Genomic DNA, 18,265 nt, shown 5'->3' with positions numbered 1-18,265 from the left:
GGTCGAGATTCTAAATAATTGTTTTAAATTGCGGAAAATTCATACCTGTGCAGTAAGCTAATTCTGTCCGTAGTTATACAGTCAGCAGCTTGATTTCTACTACAGGCAGAGAATATCTGCAACTGAGTAAAATCTGCAATGCTGTTTGCTATTCAAGTATACGGGGGATTAATGATGAAGGTTGCCGCCCAAAATTTCACTGCTCCGATACCTCTACCTTCGTCCATACAGAATCTACCAAATAAATCGCAAGTGGAGATTAGTAAAATTTGTCAACTGGTCATGGAACAGTTGGCATATCTACTACCATCTGTCGTTGTATGGACTCTATATCACAACATAGATACAGGCAAACGCGAATCTGTCGCCTATCCTGTCCCCATAACTGCATCTAGGCAGCCCATGACTATATCATATTTACAACAAGAAAAATGGTTATTAAATGATTTATCTTTTCTTCAAGTAACTCAACTTAATTTAGTCAATGAATACAAAGTTTATATCTGTTGTATAGGAGAACAGAAAGCGATCGCCGCCGAATATATCTTAATCTGTACAGAAGCAGCACTCACAGACCGACAGCAGCAACAGTTTTGCAATCAAGCTCAAATTTTGAGTCAATATCTAATTATGTATCGGGAGCGTTCAGAGCACCTAGCACAAATCAATACTTTATCTCAAGCCTGTGGCAAAATTGAACATCAACTGCGAAATCCTTTAGCATTAATTAATCTTTACGCTGAAAACCTGCGGTTAGCCTTACCAGATAATTCTTTACAAGAACAAGCTGCATTAATTCGAAAAACAGTTGATGAATTGAGTAACAAACTCACAGATTTACTATATTTCGGTCAACGAGCTAAACTACATATTCAATTACAAAACTTACAAACAATTATTGCTGAATGTATTAAAACCTTAGAACCAGGGTTAAAAGAAAAAAATATTACCGTATTGTATCCCGAAAAACCTGTGAATATTAATGTTGATTGCTGGCAAATAAAACAGGTATTTGATAACTTATTGAGCAATGCCATTTATTTTAGTCCGCGTAATGGGACAGTCACCTGTAACTGGCATATTTATGCTCAAGAAATATTAATAGAAATTTGCGATCGCGGTTCAGGAATTTCCGAAACAGACTTGAAATTAATTTTTAAACCCTATTATTCTCGCAGAGTTGGTGGTACAGGCTTAGGACTGGCGATCGCCCAAAAAATTATCCATGATCACAAAGGCAACCTCTGGGCAGAAAATCTCCCCGAAGGCGGCGCGCAATTCTCCTTTACATTACCAAGATAGGGCATAGAAAAGGAATTGGGGCAGGGGGCAGGGAGCAAGGGGGAGAAAAACTTCCTCAGTCCCTAATCCCCAGTCCCCAATCCCCAGTCCCCATTCCCCAATCACCATTCCCAGCATAATCATGAACACGAAAAAAGAACCTATTTCAATTTTGCTTGTTGATGATGAACCACATTTTCGGCAAGGCATCCGCACTCTATTAAACTTTTATAACAACAGCAGTTATTTAGATTTTGATATAGTTGGCGAAGCAGCTTCTGTAGAACAAGCTGTGAAATTAACGGATGAACAACACCCCGCTTTAATTTTATTAGATTTAGAATTACCTCCAGAAGATGGGATTACAGCTTTAATCCGATTAGGACAAATATCTTATAACGGCAAAGTTTTAATATTATCAGCACATCAACAAGATGAATGGGTATTTAAAGCCATGCAAGCTGGTGCTTGGGGTTATGTTTTTAAAGATAAATTAGCCACCCAATTATGTGAAGCAATTAACACTGTTGTTGAAAATAAAGTCTATCTGCCGCCTGAAGTAGCAACAGCTTTTTTCCGTTTATTTCATTACTATACTGGACAATCTTTAGTGGCTAATGCTGCTATTCACTTAACAGAAAGAGAACAAGAGGTACTCAATTGGCTCGTACAGGGAGCATCCAACGAACAAATTGCTGCCCATCTTTATATTACAGTTGCCACAGTTAAAGCTCACTTAACAGCCATCTTTGATAAGTTAAGCGTGACGAGTCGTACTCAAGCAATTGTCAAAGCTTTGAAGTTAGGTTTAGTGTGTCCATAGTCCATAGTCAATAGTCAATAGTCAATAGTAGTAATGAAGATGAGGCGCAATAACAATAAATGTAGTAAGCTATGAGCTAATAGTAATAATTATATAGCGTTTACTGTACCTCACTGAAACGGTAACTGCTATAGTTAATAGTTAATAGTAAGAATGAAGATAAGGAGAAATAATAGGAAATATAGACTATAGGCTAATAACTAATAATTAATGACTATGGATTAATGACTATGGACTGTGGACTATTGACTATTGACTAATAACTAATGAGTAATTATTTAGCTATTGCAACGATAACTGCAACTCTACAAAGAACCTTGCAGGCGAGTGTCCAAATAGATGTCGATGGGGCGAGGGTAACAACTGTGAGACCCGATCGCCTCGGTAGTGGTTCGCCGGAAGCTGGTGTAAATATTTATCTGTATGATATTTTAATGAATCCGGCTTGGCGGAGTGCAGATTTAAGACAACGCCATTCGGAAGAGAAATATATTAAGCGATCGCAAACGGGTTTGGATCTCTACTATCTACTAACTTGTTACGGTAACGATGTGGAGTTAGAACCACAACGGCTGATGGGTAGTATTATTCGTACTTTTAATAGTAAATCTAATCTCACGACAGAATCGATTCGAGAGACTGTCACAGATTCTACCTTGGCATTTTTGGCTGATTCTGACTTAGCTGAACAAGTTGAGACAATTTCTATTAGTCCTGTTGATTTGAATGTGGAAGAAATCTCTAAAATTTGGTCAGTATTTTTTCAGACTCCCTACAGTTTATCTATTGCTTATAAAACTAGTATCGTGTTAATTGATGCTGGAGATATACCGAAAAAACCCTTACCTGTACGCAATCTTCAGCGTCATGTTACACCATACCAACCAGCGATCGCTCAAATCAAAGTCCAAGAAGAACTCTCAAAAATTTGGCAAACACAACTAGCTGCAAATCCATTGATTTTGGCTTCCAGCACCTTATTAATTAAAGGGGATAAACTAAGTGCAGATATTACCCAAGTCCGCATCGGGAATGTCACAGCCACACCCCAAAAAGTGACGAATCAAGAAATCACCCTAGAACTAGCTTCCATCCCCGTAGAATCATTACGTGCAGGAGTGCAGAGTTTACAAGTCATTCATCCCCAGCAACGGGTAAACTCCAATATAGTCCCGATATTGTTACGTCCCACCATTGAAGAAATCGCAGTATCTAATTTAAAGGGTAGAGGAAATGAGCCGCGATCGGCTGAAATTACTGTGCGTGTGAATGTCAGCATCGAGTTAACACAGCAACTTACATTAGTCTTAACAGAACTATCACCATCACAATTTGCGGGATACTCCTATGAAAAAACCAAAAATCGCCAAAACCTTTCCCACTCCGTCACCTTCATAGTTAACGACTGTCCCCCAGGAACTTATCTAGTCCGTTTAGTAGTAGAAGGTGCAGAGAGTCTGTTAACAGTAGACACAGATCCTCAAAGTCCCACCTTTGAGCAGTATATTGCACCTGTAGTAGTAATTTCTTAAAGGCAAAAGGTAAAATATAATTCCCCAATCCCCAGTCCCCAGTCCCCAATCCCTAATCCCCAATCCCCAACTTCATCCTCGCCAAACCTAAATAACGAATACCTTCGGGGGAAATATCGAAGCGACAGGGTAAGACTTCCACACCGAGAGCGATCGCATCTCGCAATAACTTACCATATACTGGATCAGCACTATCCCCAGGGGCAAACTCAGTACAATCACCACGATTAATAAAATACAACATTACTGCTCGCATATTAGGTAATAATGCCATTAATTCCCGTAAATGCTTCTGTCCTCTGGTGGTTTCTGTGTCGGGGAATAATGCTAAAGTGCCTGTACACCAAGTTGTATTTTTTACTTCTAAATAAATAGGACGTTCTGTATCATTTCCCGTCAATAAGAAGTCTATGCGACTTTTTTTATCTACACCGTAAACTACCTCACCTTTAATGTGGCTATAGTCACCTAATTCCGGAAATAAGTGCTTTGTCAGAGCTAACTTCACTATCCGATTTGGCAAAGCTGTATTCACCCCTACCCATGTCGGCTGGTTATCGTGTACCTGAATTAGTTCTAAGGTATAAGCCAGTTTACGGTTAGGGTTATCACTTTGAGAAAGTTGTACTGCACTACCAATAGTTGAAACTCCAGTCATTGGGCCAGTATTAGGACAGTGTGCTGTCACTACTTCCCCAGACGGTAGTTGTACATCAGCAAAAAAGCGTTTGTAGCGTTTGAGCAGAATACCAGGCTGTAAGGGTGGATAACGGTAAAGCCAATCAGTCATGTTTTCGAGGATAAATTCTTGATAAATAGATACAGCATCAGTCAATGAATCCTCAATATACACTTAACTCTACACTATGACTTTTTTGATCAATCATTGCACAAAATCTGTATCAAGGCTTTATCACAATTTGTCAATTTTTGTAGTCATTTTAACGACAACTTAATAAAAAGCAGCATATACTCGGTTGTATAAACCTTCCCCAAAGAAAAATGGGGAGAAATACAACTGCAAGGACAAAATTCCTATGCAAACAGTCGGGGGAATCACAGAATTAGAATATGCCTTTCTGTTTACCTTAAGAAAGGTAAATTCAATTAATGTAGAAGATTTTCAACCTTTTTTTAATAATTTGCCTGTAGATCCTTACATTAAAGGCAAATATCGTTTAAGAAGATTATCACGGTTTACAGTTGCAGGAGATAAATTAATCAAACTACCGCATGGATATCTTTTTCAAAGTAGAGAATATAATCCATTGGTAGGGGATATTAAAAGAGAGTTTGCCGAATTAGAAGATGGCATGATTGAACTAGAGAGTTTCACAAAATTAATCTTGGCATTTAGTGATTCATGTAAACTGCATCCCGAAGCAGAAATTGGTGTACATCAAATCAGAACAATTTGTTCTCCTGATAACTTCGGTAATCCTGCACCTGAAGGTATTCACCAAGACGGTACTGATTTTATTGGGATCTTCTCCGTTTATCGAGATAATATCCAAGGTGGTGAAACACATTTATATACTGGTAAAAAAGAAAAGCCGGTATTTAGCAAAGTTCTCCATCCAGGGGAATTATTATTAGTCAACGACCACGACTTTTTCCACTTTACTACACCAATTAAACCACAAACCGCAGCCCAAGGAATTAGGGATGTATTTGTGCTGACTTCTCCAAGTTTGTTGATTGATTAAGGGTGTAGGGATTTAGGGATTTAGGGGTGTAGGGGTGTAGGGGTGTAAGTAGAACGGTGTAAATAATCAAAGGTTTGTAGTGAGGACTTTAGTCCTTAAGAGAGGACTAAAGTCCTTACTACGAACTAAATTCAGTTTTTTTACATTACTTTACATAGTTTGGTTTTTTCAAGTCGTTCTACTTAGGGGAATTAATTACCACACTCAGCACTCAGCACTCACTCCCAACTCAGCACCGACTAAACGCCGCACTACCGCTAACAGCACTCACCACTCACTCCCCACTCAGCACTCAAATATCTGACAATCTACAAGATAGGGGGAATTGAAATTAGTCATTTCCCCTGCTTTTTTATTGGGGATAGGAAATAATCTGGCGGAGAGTGGTTTATTGAGTTTAAAAGCTAAGGTTGTCATATCTATTAATATGGCTGTCATTTTACCTATGGAAATATCGCCAGGAATCGGCACAGTATCTAAACCACAGCCGCATACAGATGAATACAATAATAGATTGGTAATATCATAAGTTTGCTCATTAGCTCTAGTCGCTAAACCAACATCTTCACAAACTGGCAGCATTAAACCAGAATAACCACAAGTTTTGACGGGGATACTTTTTAAAACTCGCGTTAGCATTCCAGAAATTGCAAGAGTTCCAGGATTACCAAATTTACCATTTAATAACTGTTCATAGGCAAAAGCAATACTGTTTTGTTTATCTAAAGATGGTGCGAGAGAAGTATCTATACCATAAAATCTTATCTGAAATTGCTGAGATATTTGCTCTGCGATCGCTTCCACTTTTTTAACTTCTTCCCCTAATATTATTTGCAATTTATTTTCAGCTTCTTGGATATTATTAGCTTCAGAAAATACTTGCATCACCAAATCAGCCAACTCTAAGCCAATGGCAAAGGATGTTTCACCCACATGATACGATGTAGGAAAAAATGGGATACCTGGCTGACAATTTGCACCAGCACAAAAGCGAAAATTGCCATAACCATTTTCAGTCTCTTGGGAGATACGTTTAATAGCTTGGGCTGATTCTCTGGCGTTTTCAAATTGATTGCCAATTTTACTTGAACAGTAAACTATTGATGTATTTTTATTAATTTCAGGAATTAACTCTATCGTTTCAGCAGTGCTAGCATAACCAATATTAAAGAAACTGATATTTAAGCTTTGGCAAAATTCCTCTAAATTTTGAATGCGATTAACAATTTCAGTTGGCGATAAAATAGAGAGATATTCTTCCCAAGGGTTAGTCGCAATTCTAGTTGTTTGCACTTCGTAACCTTGTTGTGCAAAGATTACCTGCGCTTTTTGGTTAAAATCAGCAGCGATTTTGATTTTATCTGTTTCCTGTGGCAAATCCAGGGATATACCTGTAGTGATAGTTCTAATTTTCATAGTTGAATTTTTTAAACGATTAGGAATAGCGATAATTCACAGTGAATATTTAAGATATAAAGCTAATAACTAGCTAAGTTGGGTAAAAACGGTGATGAATAACGACTTTTATAATCAGGGACTAGAAAAAGCCAGACAAAAAGATTACACTGGTGCAATTGAGGAATTTAGCCGGGCAATACAACTAACTCCCTATTATGCCGAAGCTTATTTAAAACGGGGGCTAGCATATTATGACTCAGGATCTGTTCTTCAGGCTGTTGCTGATTATACCGAAGCCCTCAAGATAAATCCTGAAAGTGTAGAAGCATATTATAGTCGTGCTTTAGCTAGATTAGCCCTGAAAAATTTACCAGGGGCGTTAGAAGATGTAGACAAGGCGATTTCTCTCAATTTTAATTATGCAGCAGCCCACGATTTACGGGGGATAGTGCGCCGCAAACAAGGTTATCTTCAAGATGCGATCGCTAGTTTAAAAAAAGCTGCTGATTTATACTTACAACAAAAAGATGCAGAAAATTGCCGTCTGTGCTTAGAACGAATTAAGCAGTTACAACCCAAACAACAACCAGTTACACAGCCGGTAGTTGCAAAGACTGTACCAATTACATCTGTGAGTGACTATTTTAGTCAGTTACTGCAAAAAGCCGAGAAGGGCGACACCAAACAAGCCATTGCGGATTTAAATTGGATATTGCAGGCTGATTCCCAAGATGCACAGGCTTATTGCTGTCGGGGTGTGGTGCGGTGCAAAATGGGGAATTATCGAGAAGCGATCGCGGATTTTAATCAAGCCTTACAATTAAACTTTCAAGATGCTATCGTCTATCGTAACCGGGGTAAAGCTCGTTCTCTATTAGGAGATCATCAAGGTGCGATCGCGGATTTTAATCAAGCCATTCAAATCCAACCCCAAGATACCTTAAATTATGTTGCCAGAGGTAACACCTATCGCGCAATGGGTAATTATCTCGGTGCAATTGCTGACTATGGAAACGCCTTAAAAATTAACCCCAATGATGCCTCAGCTTATTATAATCGTGGCATGACCTATACTTTTTTAGAAGAAATGCAAAATGCTGTTGCAGATTATCAAAAAGCTGCCAGTATTTTTTGTGAACAAGAAGACTGGGAAAATTATCAACAAGTTTTAGATAGCCTCAAACAAATTCAAAAATCTGTTCCTGAAGCCAAGCAGCAAAAATTTAATATCTTACGTCAGCGACTTTTGCGCCTCGTTGGGGGATATTGGGAAATTGCTCAAAGATTAATTGAACAGAAAAAAGATTATTATCCAGGGATGACAGAAGAATGGTATATACAAAAAGTCATCGATGATATTGAACGGGATAGAAGTAGATAGTAGAATTTTGGATTTTGGATTTATATTAAACTTGTCCAGCAGTTAATACTTGGGATGCTGTCAAATTTAGCTGGGGAAAAGTTGCTGATTTAATCATATCTGTTTCCTGAAATATTGTTTCTTCATAGAATCCATCTACTAAAGTTAGTAGGGTGATTTTGGCTTGATTCGCATCAACAATCCAGTATTCCGGGATACCCCGTGCAGCATACTCTGAACGCTTATAACGGTAGTCTCTATCCTCATTTTCCTTTCCAGGAGAGACAACTTCAACCACCATTGCAGGAGAGGGCATATCTGGAGTGATTGTAGCGCGTTTGAGAGCGATCGCCTCAAATAATTCCTGTGTCAATATCATTAAGTCGGGTAGTCGCACACGAGTTCGATTACCTGTCACCACCAGTTCTGTATCTTTATGGCGAATTAATTGAATAGGGACAAACTTGAGAAACTGTGACAGTAGATAGAGAGAAATTAAGTTATTTCTATCACTTTCTGGTGGCATTTTAACCAACTCTCCATCCACAAGTTCATACTTGGTATCTGTGCCATCATCATAAGCAAGATACTCGTCCAGGTTGAGTTTCTTGACTGTTGTGGTCATAAACTTCTATTTTTCCCACTCTAGACATAGATTTTATCATTTTTTGTTTGACAAGATAGCAGTATCAAACTGAAAATATATAAATTATTTCCCATTTCTTCGATACACAATCCGCATTTGTTGAACTTCCGTTTCTTGAGATTCTAAAAATAGCATCTCCTCTATTTTTTGTAGTCCTAAATTTTCTAACTGTGCGAGTTCAGCAGCAGATAATGGCCAAGGAGGGCCTGAAGGTTCATCTTCTGTATCCCGCACACGAGTAATTACTAATAAAGTTCCGTCAGGGGAAACCACAGAAGCAACAGAAGAGATAACGGAAGTCCGTACACTCAAAGGTAAGGCTTGGATATTGCGACATTCAAAAACAAAATCAAAAGCCTCATTCCATTGCTGAGGAATAGCCAATAAATCAGCCACTTGATAGTTAACTGAAGAATCAGGAAATCGCTGTTGACACCAAGCAATAGCTGTGGGAGAAATATCAAAAGCTGTGACTGCAAATCCTAACTTTGCTAAAGCTTCCGCGTCATCTCCTAAACCACAACCAATTACCAAGGCTTTTTTACCTTGAGTAGAGATTTCATGATTTTCTAACCAATCTTGTAGGTAGGGATGGGGTGTTAATTTTGCCCAGGGAATTTGTGCTGTGTCACCATTAGCTGAAGCATATAGAACTTCAAACCATGCTGTGGGTTCTGAGTTATTAATAGCTTCAGATGCTAATTCTTGCACTTTTTGACGTAAATTGTTCATAGTCATTAGTTATTTAGATTTTGTATTGAATTTAAAACTCGTAGGTTCAAAAATCAACAACCATTATTCTAAATTCTTTAACCCCAGGGCAATTTTACTGTGTTTTTCAATTTGTCCCATGACTTGTTTTGCGCGTTTAATGACGACAGCCGGTAAACCCGCCAATCTTCCGGCTTCAATTCCGTAAGATTTATCAGCACCTCCTGGTTGAACTTGGTGCAGAAAAATAATTTGGTCGGGTAGTTCTTTCACTGTGACTTGATAATTAGCAACATTAGGTAACATTCCGGCTAATTCATTTAATTCATGATAGTGAGTTGCAAAAATTGTTCTAGCTTTGATTTCTGTGGCTAAATATTCTGCTACCGCCCAAGCAATAGAAAGTCCGTCAAATGTAGCTGTTCCCCGCCCAATTTCATCTAGTAAAACTAGAGATTTAGCTGTAGCGTGGTTGAGAATATTAGCTGTTTCATTCATTTCTACCATGAAGGTAGATTGACCTGTAGCTAGATCATCAACTGCACCGACACGGGTGAAAATGCGATCGCATACTCCCAATTTCGCTGACTTAGCTGGGACAAAACTCCCAATTTGCGCCATGAGTTGAATGAGTCCCACCTGACGCAGATAGCAACTTTTGCCACTGGCGTTTGGCCCTGTTAAAATCACGAGGTCGGGAAGCGGAGTCTGATTTTCTGCACTACTCCCTAACTGCGTGGAGTTGGGGACGAAGAAACCCGCAGGTAAAGACTGTTCAACGACGGGATGGCGACCATCAATAATTGCGATTTCTCTTCCGGGAATCATTTCGGGACGACAGTAACCCTGCTGTACAGCTAATTCCGCCAAGCCACACAACACATCAGCCGCAGCAACGGCGCGGGACAGGTTGCGAATGGCTTCGGCTTCTTTGGCTATTTCTTCCCGTAAGGCGACAAACACCTCATATTCCAACTGATTTAAATCATCCCTGGCGGTGAGAATTCTGGCTTCTCGTTCTTTGAGTTCGGGGGTAATGTACCTCTCCTCGTTGGTGAGGGTTTGCTTACGGATGTAATTACTTGGTACTTGGTCGGCTTTGGCGCGGGAAATACTAATGTAATAGCCAAAGGTTTTATTAAATCCTACCTTGAGGGTGGGAATAGCTGTCCTGGCTCTTTCATCTACTTCTAAATTAGCAATCCATTGCTGGTCTTTTTCTACTGTCGCCTTTCTTTCGTCTAATTGGGGATTGACTCCTGGACGAATGAGTCCCCCTTCTTTGAGATGTATGGGCGGAGATTCGACAATGTGGGCGTGGATATTCTGCGCTAGTTCTTCTAAAATCGCCGGGACTTTTTGCAAAGCTTTGAGGAAGGGAGAACTCGCATCAGCGACTAAGCGGGCTAATTCTGGTAAACGGGAGAGAGAATCAGCTAAAGCGACTAAATCTCTGGCGTTCGCACTTCCTGAAGTGGTGCGACCTGTGAGGCGTTCTAAATCGTAAATCTGCCGTAATAATTGCCGTAAATCCTGACGTAAAGGCGTATTTTCGACTAATTCTTGAATGGTATCTTGTCGGGCGCGAATACCTTTAATATCTAGTAGGGGTTGGAGTAACCACCGCCGCAAAGACCGGCTACCCATTGCGGTGCTAGTTCTATCTAAAGCCCACAACAGTGAACCATGAAAAGTCCCATCGCGGACGGTTTGGGTAATTTCTAAGTTGCGGCGGGTTTGGTGGTCAACAATTAAATAGTCGGTGATGGTGTAGGTTCTGAGTCTTTGTAGGGAAATGGGGCTTTCTTTTTGGGTATCTTCTACATATTCCAATAAACCACCAGCCGCCCTCACCGCCAAGGGGAGATGGTCACAACCCAAACCTTCAAGCGATCGCACTTTAAATATCTGCAATAATTTACTTCTGGCTTCACCTTGAGAAAAGGGGACTTGCGATCGCAAACTATAACAAAATGATGGTGGTAAACATTCTGGTAAATAGGGCGAAGTTTCCCCAGGACGCAGCAAACTACCCAAGTCAGGCGCGTTTGTCGGAACTAAGACTTCCGCAGGCTGCAAACGCATCAGTTCTTGGGTGAGATGTTCTAAATTACTATCTTGGGTGGTGAGAAATTCCCCTGTGGAGATATCTGCATAGGCTAAACCCCAATGATTCCCCGCAATCACCACAGCCGCTAAGTAATTATTGCGACTAGATTTGAGCATTCCTTCTTCTAGCAGTGTCCCAGGGGTAAGGATGCGTGTCACCTCCCGACGCACCAAACCCACCGCCTCAGACGCATCTTCCACCTGGTCACAAATCACCACAGCATAGCCTTTCTCTACCAATTGCGTGGTGTAACGTTCCCATGCGTGGTGGGGTACGCCAGTCATCGCCACACGACCGATTTCACCCCCATGTTTACTGGTGAGGACTAATTCTAATTCTCTAGCTACTGTTACCGCATCTTGAAAAAATGTCTCAAAAAAATCTCCCACCCGATACAGCAACAGCGCGTGAGGATACTTATCTTTCACCTCAACGTAGTGCTGATACATCTTACTTAGCTTACTGCGGTCTACCTGTCGCGTATCGGTATGGGGCGCAGTGGAAGGATTCGGTTCTGTTGGCTGGAGGTCAGAGTGAGAAACGGTCATAGGTTAGATGCTAGGAGTTACGCACAAAAAGCCACAAGATCCGATGATAACGTGATGTGAAAATTTCCGGGTGATCGCTCAAGTTTTTTTTATGATGTCTGGTCATGGGGTGAGTAGGCGATCGCGACTCTCTAAAATCTTCCCCCATAGTCACACTTTTGTCCAACCCTGTTTTGCCACTGAAAAATCACATCATCGGCCACAGTTAATCTGAGTTTGGAGATATTCAATAAATATGCAGCTTGCTGACGGCAAAATCCGGCTGCAATATCTCTTAATTTAACAGACATCTTTTTGTCATAAACTTGCCATATCTCTGTCAATATCCTGTGTAATTCTAATATTCAAGATTGAATAACTCACCTCAATCTATTTTAGCAAAAAGAGTGAAATCAATCACGAGTTTGTCAGCACAAACTCTTCCTCACAATGTCACAAAATTTTGATCACTAGAGAGAACCAAAAATATGAATAGCAAACTATTAGCTTTAATTTCTGTTATCAGCATTGCCGCTACCGTTCCTGCTTACGCTGCTACTCCTACTCCTGTAACTAAGAATAATCCTGTTTCACACGCGGTACAAAATACCAAACCCAGTGCCACTATGCAGGCTCATAAAGTAGAGCCTAAAGCTAATGCTAAACATCCTGCAAATCAAGTAGCTAATCGTGCTAGTATCCTCAGAATCGGCAGCAGAGGAGAGGCAGTGAAAACCGCTCAAAATCTCCTCAAGCGAAAAGGCTTTTACACTGCCAATGTCAATGGTATTTTTGATAAAAATACCCGGTCAGCAGTGGTTAAATTCCAGAAGAAGCAAGGCTTGAGAGCCGATGGCGTGATTGGACACAAAACTTTAGCTGCTTTGCAATAACCCCAAATTCTTCTCACGAATATCATCATCACTTTGAGTTTTGCGTATAGTATGATTGCGGTGGTTACTTGTTTTTCATTAAACAAGTAACCTTTTGTAATCACATGGATGATTATATTAATTCGAGTTGATTTATTCTTGGTCAAATAGTTATTAAAACTTGCTGTTGCCTTCAGGTGTGTTAATGTTTATTTTGCACACCTTTTATTACTTTTTTGATAGGCTATACAAGTTTACTTTTTTCTTTTAGCTGCTGCCTTGGGATAATTCCCTAACCATTCAGACCGAGGATTGATCTCAAATAAAGTTGTTTCTATCATAGAGAGCAGAAGATTTTTGCGGCGCATGGTCTGCCGACGAAACTTTGCTGCTTCCTGTTCTATTTTTTCTAAAAACGCTAAAGAAGTATCTCTACAGGAATAGATATTTAAATCATGGCAGATTTGCTCTCTAAATTTTAAATGTTCTTGAAATAATACAGGCAATTTCAGATGAGGATGATATCGTCTAATCTGTTGGGGATGTCGCCAAATGTAAGGTATACCATCCAAATTGTTAACTTCTCTATTAATTTCAGCTAGTATCCAATCCTGCTCTAAAACACTAAAAAGAGAAAAGTGTCGTGTAATCACACTACCCGTTACCTGAAAAATTTGACCGATTTCTGCAAAGCAATACTTTTGTGGATGTGCAAAACATCTCGAAAATCCCAAAGCTAACGGGACATCATGGTCAATCAAATGGACAAAACCCAAGGATTCTAGAATAGTAGTTTCTTCCGTCAAAGAAGCTACATCTAACCAAGGGTAATCCTTTGGTGATATTTTGTTAAACTGCACATGATCTACTAGTGGTTGGAGTAATTGCGATTTGAGATAAGACAAGAACCACAACAAAGGAGATATGGCGACAGCGACAAGTATCACCAGACCCACAAAATCCGGTAAATCAAACAAATTCCGCCACTTCCAGCCATTAATAGCTAAAACACACAAACACAAAACTAAACCGGAAAGGAGATTAAAAGCCACCAACTTCCAAAAGTTCTTGATTCCTGCACTCAGTTGCATTGCTGTCTCTCTTGGTATACTGTATACCCAGTTAGAATACCCAGGACAGTAGCTACAATTTTTCAAGGCAATATTTTAGCCTTGCCACGCCGATACGGTGCGTTACAAAAGTTCTGACACAGATCAAAACTCAGAAATCCTTATCAAGTCAGGATTCCTCAATTGCGTAAAGCCTGCGGCATAGCTGCGCTCAGAGCGTAGCGGGATGCTAGTCCATTGCGTTAGCGGAAGCGGGGCGTTTAGCCCATTGCGAATTGGTATGAATATTTAATTTATAAATAGGCTTTGGGAAAAACTTGTGAGCATTTGAATTAATTCCTCGGATAAGTCAATAGCAGATGCTTGCTTTTGAAATAAAATACCTGCCAAGCCATAATATTCACCAGAGTAGAACGCCATATTATTGCTTCGCAATTCTTCTATGTGTCGTTTAACCTTTGGTTCTGAGCTATAGTAACCGAACTTTAAAGGTAAAATGACGAAATCACTAATACTATATCCTTGTGCTAATGCTTGTTCAATCGTACCTATAGGATTAGAAAAGCTGGAAACTAAAACTACTACATTGTCATAGTCTAAAGCTAAAAGCTTATTAGTAATTTCTGACCCATCTTTTCCACCTGAGAGTAATGGCATATAAATATCATTATCTGGTGCAGGTATATATGGGGGATTAGCTATCAGGTAGTTTGCTTGAGGTTTATCAGACTCAAATAAACATGAGTTATTAATTATATATTGCTCATGCAGATTATATTCATTGATTGCTGATGTGGCAGCTTGCCAGGCAGTAGGATTTAACTCAAATCCATGTATAACACCCTCAAATTTATTTCTCAACAATAAATTAATTACAGGACTACCATCCCCTGAACCAAATTCCACAATGGAATCTGAATAATTACAATTACTAAAAACAAACTTTTCTATGCAGTTTGAGTAAAAATTAGATTCTTCAGGACAGAAAAATATTTGCTTGATATTCTTAGTTGCAATTTTAGTTTGGGTAATACTCATTTTTAGTTACTAGTATTAATTGCACGATTTTTGATTTCAACGCTATTGCTTGATTTTTACAGGTTATTCTTTTTAGTAAAAATTAAGCAATATTTTTGATTATAGTGATTGTTTTTCACTAAAAGATAGTCCTAATGTTGCCAGTAAAAAATAGTTAATATTTAATTTGTTCTGCTTGTTGGATAGAATTTACGACAGCTTTAGCTGCGCGATCGCTCATTAATTTCTCTTGGTCGTATCCTAGTAATAATTCCCAAGCATCATCGGGATATAATTCTGCTAAAGGTAAAGCTATATCCTCTAGCATCCATCGTCCGTGGCGTTCATCTTCTTTGATATGTAGTTCCCAATAACCCATCGCTGCATCTGATAATCCTAATCTTTGTGCAGCTACAAGATAATTTTTATAAGCCGCAGGGCCAGCTACTTCAAAATAAGTCAATCCACCACTATAACGGAGGTAATAACGTCGCCGTTCAGTGAGTAAAAAATTATGGTTTGCACAAGCCAAAACTTCCCAAGGTACTAACTCGAAATATCCCTCTGGTTCAGTGTTCATGCCGAACTCATCGAGCATTTTGGCGAAAAAAGTTGAATGTTTGCGTGATAAACGGCCGTTACCGTATTCTTCCAGCAGTACCCGCACCAAGGTACATTGTACTTCATTCGCTGCACCGCCTAAAATTCGAGAAAGACGACTACCTTCAACTAAGCCATCAACAGAAGCAATTGCTAACAGATGACAGTAGCCAGCTTTAGTCATTTCTTCCCGAATATATCGACTAGCTGGCGATAAAGGTGGTTCTAAATCCGCCTTAGTACGCTCAATTAATGCTCGTTTAACATTTAAATTCTGTAATTCCGTAACATCAATTTGAGCCAGTTCCCATTTTTGCCAACTTGCTTCAATATGATTACGACATGAGGATAAATAAAGCGATCGCTCGTTAGTATACCGCCGTAAATCATCATACCAAAACAGATTTAGGCGATTAATCCAGTAGAGTATCCGTTGCAAAAAACAATGTGCTGAATTATCTTGACTATCATGCTTATAAGCTGCATCAATAGCCATTGCCACTGCTTTTTCAAATTCTCTGATAATAGCAACTTTTTTATCTAAGTTATTATCTAAATCCTCAGTTGCCAAAAGTTCTAAAAATTGCTGTTCCGCACGCTCATATTGAGTAACACTTATTTCCTTGACTTGCGTATCTTGTCTAGCAACCTCAGCGATTGGAAACATAATTAAATTGCTTTGCATGGAATCTTTAGTGATTTGTCCAAGGTGTAAAATTAATTCCACCCTTAATATTTAAGATTCCATACGAGTAACACTATCTACCTCTTTCTTCAGTTATAAAGTAAAGATTAAGTCTAGAGGTCAGAAATCACTTCTTCTCAAACACACTTACTCTTCGATTTGAAATTTTGCATCCTCCTTGGGAAAAATCAGGATAGATTCGGATAAGGGACTTCCAACTTAAAAAATATACTATAGGAATCATATTTGATTTCTGAAAAAGACTGCGAGATAATACGGACAGAAGTATCTGTTTAATAACGAACAATGATAAACCAGCATCTAGAAATGGCGATACCTTCTCTACGAGACGCTGCGCGAACGGTAAGCTTCGCTAACGCAGAACTACAAGAATTTATCGATAGTCGTCCAGATGCCCGTGAGGTAAGAAAAGCTTTGGCGGTGAAACTGGTACCCCTAGAGCGTTGTTTCTGCTGTTCGATTTCACGCTGCTTTGCTTCAATCAAAATCTCATTCCATGTCAGCCCCAACGGTTCAATTCTTTTAGACTGTGGCAGCATTTTTTGAATGACTTGCGCCGTTTCATTGCCATACTCATAGTTATTAAATGCCAAACCAATTCTGCTAACAGTTATGAGAAATTCAAGGGGCAAATTCTGAGGATCATCCACTGGTATGTACCTTGTTTTTACTGGTAGTTGTCCCTTTTATATATATAAAGTCTTTCACTGACAACGTTGTTCTAAAAAATCAGGTAAATTAAATATTGTTCCCTAAACAATTGAGTGTGATGTATTGAGTTAAAATTGTTGTTCATCTCTATTAATTTTACTTATCTAACCAATATAAATAGTCTAGAGTCATGTCAAAAACAGAGCATGAATCCTGTGCTGTAGAAAAAGCCATCTTAGAAAGTTTTAATCGTCAGTCTCTACTAAACAACGACAATTCAGATTGGAGCGGCATCCGTTTCCAGTTTACTCATAGCAGAAGTGCTAGTGCTTTACCAGATGAAATTATCTTTCCAGAAAATGCCATTCATATTTATACAGATGTACCTTTTGATTATGCAGTGGAATCGCGGATTAATGGGAGGTTACAAAAAAGCTCTCTTGTCACAGGTCATAGTCTTGTTATTCCACGCGGGACAACTTATTGGCAATCAGATAACCACGAAAGCAAAGGTATTACTTTAGGTTTTCACTCCAGTTTTATTGCTCATACTCTGCGTGAATCAATGAGCTTATCTTGTCTTGAACTCCATCCTCAATTTCCGACATTTGACCCACTCATTTATCAAATTGGTCTGGCACTGAAAGCTGAACTAGAAAAGAATCGGTATTCCAGTCGCTTATATGCAGAATCTGCTGCGACATTTCTGATCACTCATCTTTTTCAGAATTATGCTCTTAGCCAACAAAAGGAACAAATCGTAACAAATGGTTTACCCAAATACAAATTACAACAAATTATTGATTATATTCATGCCAACCTTGACTGTAATATTGGCTTGACTCAATTAGCTGATTTAGCTCAAATGAGTTTGTCTCATTTTTCTCGATTATTTAAACAATCAACAGGGTACTCTCCCCATCAGTTTGTCATTAAGTGCCGGGTTGAGCGTGCTAAAGAACTTCTCCTCAAAAGTGAGGAGTCAATTACTGATATCACTTATAAGGTCGGTTTCGCCAATCAAGGGCATTTCACTAATCATTTTAAACGTTTACTTGGAGTTACGCCAAAAGTTTTTCGAGATAATTCGAGATAAATAGTAGAAATATGTAAAAAAAGCACAAACTTGTAAGACTAATTCAAAGTACAACCGCTACTTTTGAAGCTAAGATTTGCCGCCAATGGCACCTGTTTGCTTGGTAGATATTGGAAACAACTCTTGTATTTATCGAGATTTGACCTAGATAGTATCCAC

At 39.2% G+C, this 18,265-nt stretch carries 17 protein-coding genes; 7 read left to right on the top strand and 10 right to left on the bottom strand.

Annotated elements, in window-relative coordinates:
• The first annotated feature begins 138 nt into the window (after positions 1 to 138).
• From ACQFX9_RS20495 to ACQFX9_RS20485, 3 genes are all read left to right on the top strand, one after another.
• Positions 139 to 1,302, top strand: a complete 1,164-nt coding sequence (locus tag ACQFX9_RS20495) for a sensor histidine kinase (RefSeq protein ID WP_427158082.1) — start codon at positions 139 to 141, stop codon at positions 1,300 to 1,302.
• A gap of 121 nt (positions 1,303 to 1,423) precedes the next feature.
• Complete coding sequence (locus ACQFX9_RS20490) at positions 1,424 to 2,104, top strand: response regulator (RefSeq protein WP_427158080.1); 681 nt, start codon at positions 1,424 to 1,426, stop codon at positions 2,102 to 2,104.
• Between the two features lie 266 nt (positions 2,105 to 2,370).
• Entirely contained in the window at positions 2,371 to 3,636 is a 1,266-nt protein-coding gene (locus ACQFX9_RS20485) for a DUF4255 domain-containing protein (RefSeq protein WP_427158078.1), read from the top strand.
• A gap of 52 nt (positions 3,637 to 3,688) precedes the next feature.
• Here ACQFX9_RS20485 and sfsA read toward each other — a convergent pair whose 3' ends face one another.
• Complete coding sequence (gene sfsA, locus ACQFX9_RS20480) at positions 3,689 to 4,426, bottom strand: DNA/RNA nuclease SfsA (protein ID WP_427162953.1); 738 nt, start codon at positions 4,424 to 4,426, stop codon at positions 3,689 to 3,691.
• 247 nt (positions 4,427 to 4,673) lie between these two features.
• Between sfsA and ACQFX9_RS20475 the strand changes: the two genes are divergently transcribed.
• The gene (locus ACQFX9_RS20475; protein ID WP_427158077.1) at positions 4,674 to 5,342 is read left to right on the top strand and encodes a 2OG-Fe dioxygenase family protein; all 669 of its coding nucleotides are present in this window, start codon (positions 4,674 to 4,676) and stop codon (positions 5,340 to 5,342) included.
• 285 nt (positions 5,343 to 5,627) lie between these two features.
• On the opposite strand, the gene ACQFX9_RS20470 is transcribed toward ACQFX9_RS20475, so the two are convergent.
• Positions 5,628 to 6,758 carry a DUF711 family protein gene (locus ACQFX9_RS20470; RefSeq protein ID WP_427158075.1) on the bottom strand — a complete coding sequence of 377 codons (1,131 nt, stop codon included), beginning with the start codon at positions 6,756 to 6,758 and terminating at the stop codon, positions 5,628 to 5,630.
• A gap of 94 nt (positions 6,759 to 6,852) precedes the next feature.
• On the opposite strand from ACQFX9_RS20470, the gene ACQFX9_RS20465 reads away from it, so the two are divergent.
• The gene (locus ACQFX9_RS20465; protein WP_427158074.1) at positions 6,853 to 8,121 is read left to right on the top strand and encodes a tetratricopeptide repeat protein; all 1,269 of its coding nucleotides are present in this window, start codon (positions 6,853 to 6,855) and stop codon (positions 8,119 to 8,121) included.
• 25 nt (positions 8,122 to 8,146) lie between these two features.
• Here the strand turns inward: ACQFX9_RS20465 and ACQFX9_RS20460 are convergent, their stop codons facing one another.
• The 4 genes from ACQFX9_RS20460 to ACQFX9_RS20445 all read right to left on the bottom strand — a co-directional run bounded on the left by ACQFX9_RS20460 (position 8,147) and on the right by ACQFX9_RS20445 (position 12,405).
• The gene (locus ACQFX9_RS20460; RefSeq protein ID WP_427158072.1) at positions 8,147 to 8,725 is read right to left on the bottom strand and encodes a Uma2 family endonuclease; all 579 of its coding nucleotides are present in this window, start codon (positions 8,723 to 8,725) and stop codon (positions 8,147 to 8,149) included.
• 84 nt (positions 8,726 to 8,809) lie between these two features.
• Positions 8,810 to 9,478: a class I SAM-dependent methyltransferase gene (locus ACQFX9_RS20455; RefSeq protein ID WP_427158070.1), complete on the bottom strand. Its 669-nt coding sequence runs from the start codon at positions 9,476 to 9,478 to the stop codon at positions 8,810 to 8,812.
• Positions 9,479 to 9,541: 63 nt separating this feature from the next.
• Positions 9,542 to 12,115 (bottom strand): DNA mismatch repair protein MutS, encoded by a 2,574-nt coding sequence (mutS, locus tag ACQFX9_RS20450; protein WP_427158068.1) that lies wholly within the window; start codon positions 12,113 to 12,115, stop codon positions 9,542 to 9,544.
• Positions 12,116 to 12,246: 131 nt separating this feature from the next.
• Positions 12,247 to 12,405 carry a hypothetical protein gene (locus ACQFX9_RS20445; RefSeq protein ID WP_427158067.1) on the bottom strand — a complete coding sequence of 53 codons (159 nt, stop codon included), beginning with the start codon at positions 12,403 to 12,405 and terminating at the stop codon, positions 12,247 to 12,249.
• Between the two features lie 177 nt (positions 12,406 to 12,582).
• On the opposite strand from ACQFX9_RS20445, the gene ACQFX9_RS20440 reads away from it, so the two are divergent.
• The gene (locus ACQFX9_RS20440; RefSeq protein WP_427158065.1) at positions 12,583 to 12,987 is read left to right on the top strand and encodes a peptidoglycan-binding domain-containing protein; all 405 of its coding nucleotides are present in this window, start codon (positions 12,583 to 12,585) and stop codon (positions 12,985 to 12,987) included.
• Between the two features lie 233 nt (positions 12,988 to 13,220).
• Here the strand turns inward: ACQFX9_RS20440 and ACQFX9_RS20435 are convergent, their stop codons facing one another.
• The 4 genes from ACQFX9_RS20435 to ACQFX9_RS20420 form a co-directional block, all read right to left on the bottom strand.
• On the bottom strand, positions 13,221 to 14,057 hold the full coding sequence (locus ACQFX9_RS20435; RefSeq protein WP_427158064.1) for a hypothetical protein: 837 nt from the start codon (positions 14,055 to 14,057) through the stop codon (positions 13,221 to 13,223).
• A gap of 267 nt (positions 14,058 to 14,324) precedes the next feature.
• Positions 14,325 to 15,038, bottom strand: coding sequence for an SAM-dependent methyltransferase (locus ACQFX9_RS20430; RefSeq protein ID WP_427162952.1), 714 nt, complete (start codon positions 15,036 to 15,038; stop codon positions 14,325 to 14,327).
• Positions 15,039 to 15,228: 190 nt separating this feature from the next.
• On the bottom strand, positions 15,229 to 16,338 hold the full coding sequence (locus ACQFX9_RS20425; protein WP_427158063.1) for an iron-containing redox enzyme family protein: 1,110 nt from the start codon (positions 16,336 to 16,338) through the stop codon (positions 15,229 to 15,231).
• A gap of 293 nt (positions 16,339 to 16,631) precedes the next feature.
• Positions 16,632 to 17,009, bottom strand: coding sequence for a hypothetical protein (locus ACQFX9_RS20420; protein WP_427163060.1), 378 nt, complete (start codon positions 17,007 to 17,009; stop codon positions 16,632 to 16,634).
• Positions 17,010 to 17,200: 191 nt separating this feature from the next.
• Between ACQFX9_RS20420 and ACQFX9_RS20415 the strand changes: the two genes are divergently transcribed.
• A complete protein-coding gene (locus ACQFX9_RS20415) occupies positions 17,201 to 18,106 on the top strand; it encodes a helix-turn-helix domain-containing protein (RefSeq protein ID WP_427158062.1) in 906 nt (301 codons plus the stop codon).
• Positions 18,107 to 18,265 lie beyond the last annotated feature (159 nt).

It is taken from the genome of Aliinostoc sp. HNIBRCY26, from assembly GCF_050235535.1.
Taxonomy (GTDB): Bacteria; Cyanobacteriota; Cyanobacteriia; order Cyanobacteriales; family Nostocaceae; genus Trichormus.
The sequence above is the reverse complement of the archived record's forward strand: the minus strand, read 5'-3'. Positions and strand labels throughout refer to the sequence as shown.

Excerpts from the sequence above, each read along its gene's own strand:
- mutS (WP_427158068.1), bottom strand. The coding sequence starts at position 12,115 with ATGACCGTTTCTCACTCTGACCTCCAGCCAACAGAACCGAATCCTTCC.
- ACQFX9_RS20435 (WP_427158064.1), bottom strand. The coding sequence starts at position 14,057 with ATGCAACTGAGTGCAGGAATCAAGAACTTTTGGAAGTTGGTGGCTTTT.
- ACQFX9_RS20425 (WP_427158063.1), bottom strand. The coding sequence starts at position 16,338 with ATGCAAAGCAATTTAATTATGTTTCCAATCGCTGAGGTTGCTAGACAA.
- ACQFX9_RS20495 (WP_427158082.1), top strand. The coding sequence starts at position 139 with ATGCTGTTTGCTATTCAAGTATACGGGGGATTAATGATGAAGGTTGCC.
- ACQFX9_RS20485 (WP_427158078.1), top strand. The coding sequence starts at position 2,371 with ATGAGTAATTATTTAGCTATTGCAACGATAACTGCAACTCTACAAAGA.
- ACQFX9_RS20490 (WP_427158080.1), top strand. The coding sequence starts at position 1,424 with ATGAACACGAAAAAAGAACCTATTTCAATTTTGCTTGTTGATGATGAA.
- ACQFX9_RS20470 (WP_427158075.1), bottom strand. The coding sequence starts at position 6,758 with ATGAAAATTAGAACTATCACTACAGGTATATCCCTGGATTTGCCACAG.
- ACQFX9_RS20415 (WP_427158062.1), top strand. The coding sequence starts at position 17,201 with ATGTCAAAAACAGAGCATGAATCCTGTGCTGTAGAAAAAGCCATCTTA.
- sfsA (WP_427162953.1), bottom strand. The coding sequence starts at position 4,426 with ATGACTGATTGGCTTTACCGTTATCCACCCTTACAGCCTGGTATTCTG.
- ACQFX9_RS20440 (WP_427158065.1), top strand. The coding sequence starts at position 12,583 with ATGAATAGCAAACTATTAGCTTTAATTTCTGTTATCAGCATTGCCGCT.
- ACQFX9_RS20455 (WP_427158070.1), bottom strand. The coding sequence starts at position 9,478 with ATGAACAATTTACGTCAAAAAGTGCAAGAATTAGCATCTGAAGCTATT.
- ACQFX9_RS20465 (WP_427158074.1), top strand. The coding sequence starts at position 6,853 with ATGAATAACGACTTTTATAATCAGGGACTAGAAAAAGCCAGACAAAAA.
- ACQFX9_RS20460 (WP_427158072.1), bottom strand. The coding sequence starts at position 8,725 with ATGACCACAACAGTCAAGAAACTCAACCTGGACGAGTATCTTGCTTAT.
- ACQFX9_RS20445 (WP_427158067.1), bottom strand. The coding sequence starts at position 12,405 with ATGTCTGTTAAATTAAGAGATATTGCAGCCGGATTTTGCCGTCAGCAA.
- ACQFX9_RS20475 (WP_427158077.1), top strand. The coding sequence starts at position 4,674 with ATGCAAACAGTCGGGGGAATCACAGAATTAGAATATGCCTTTCTGTTT.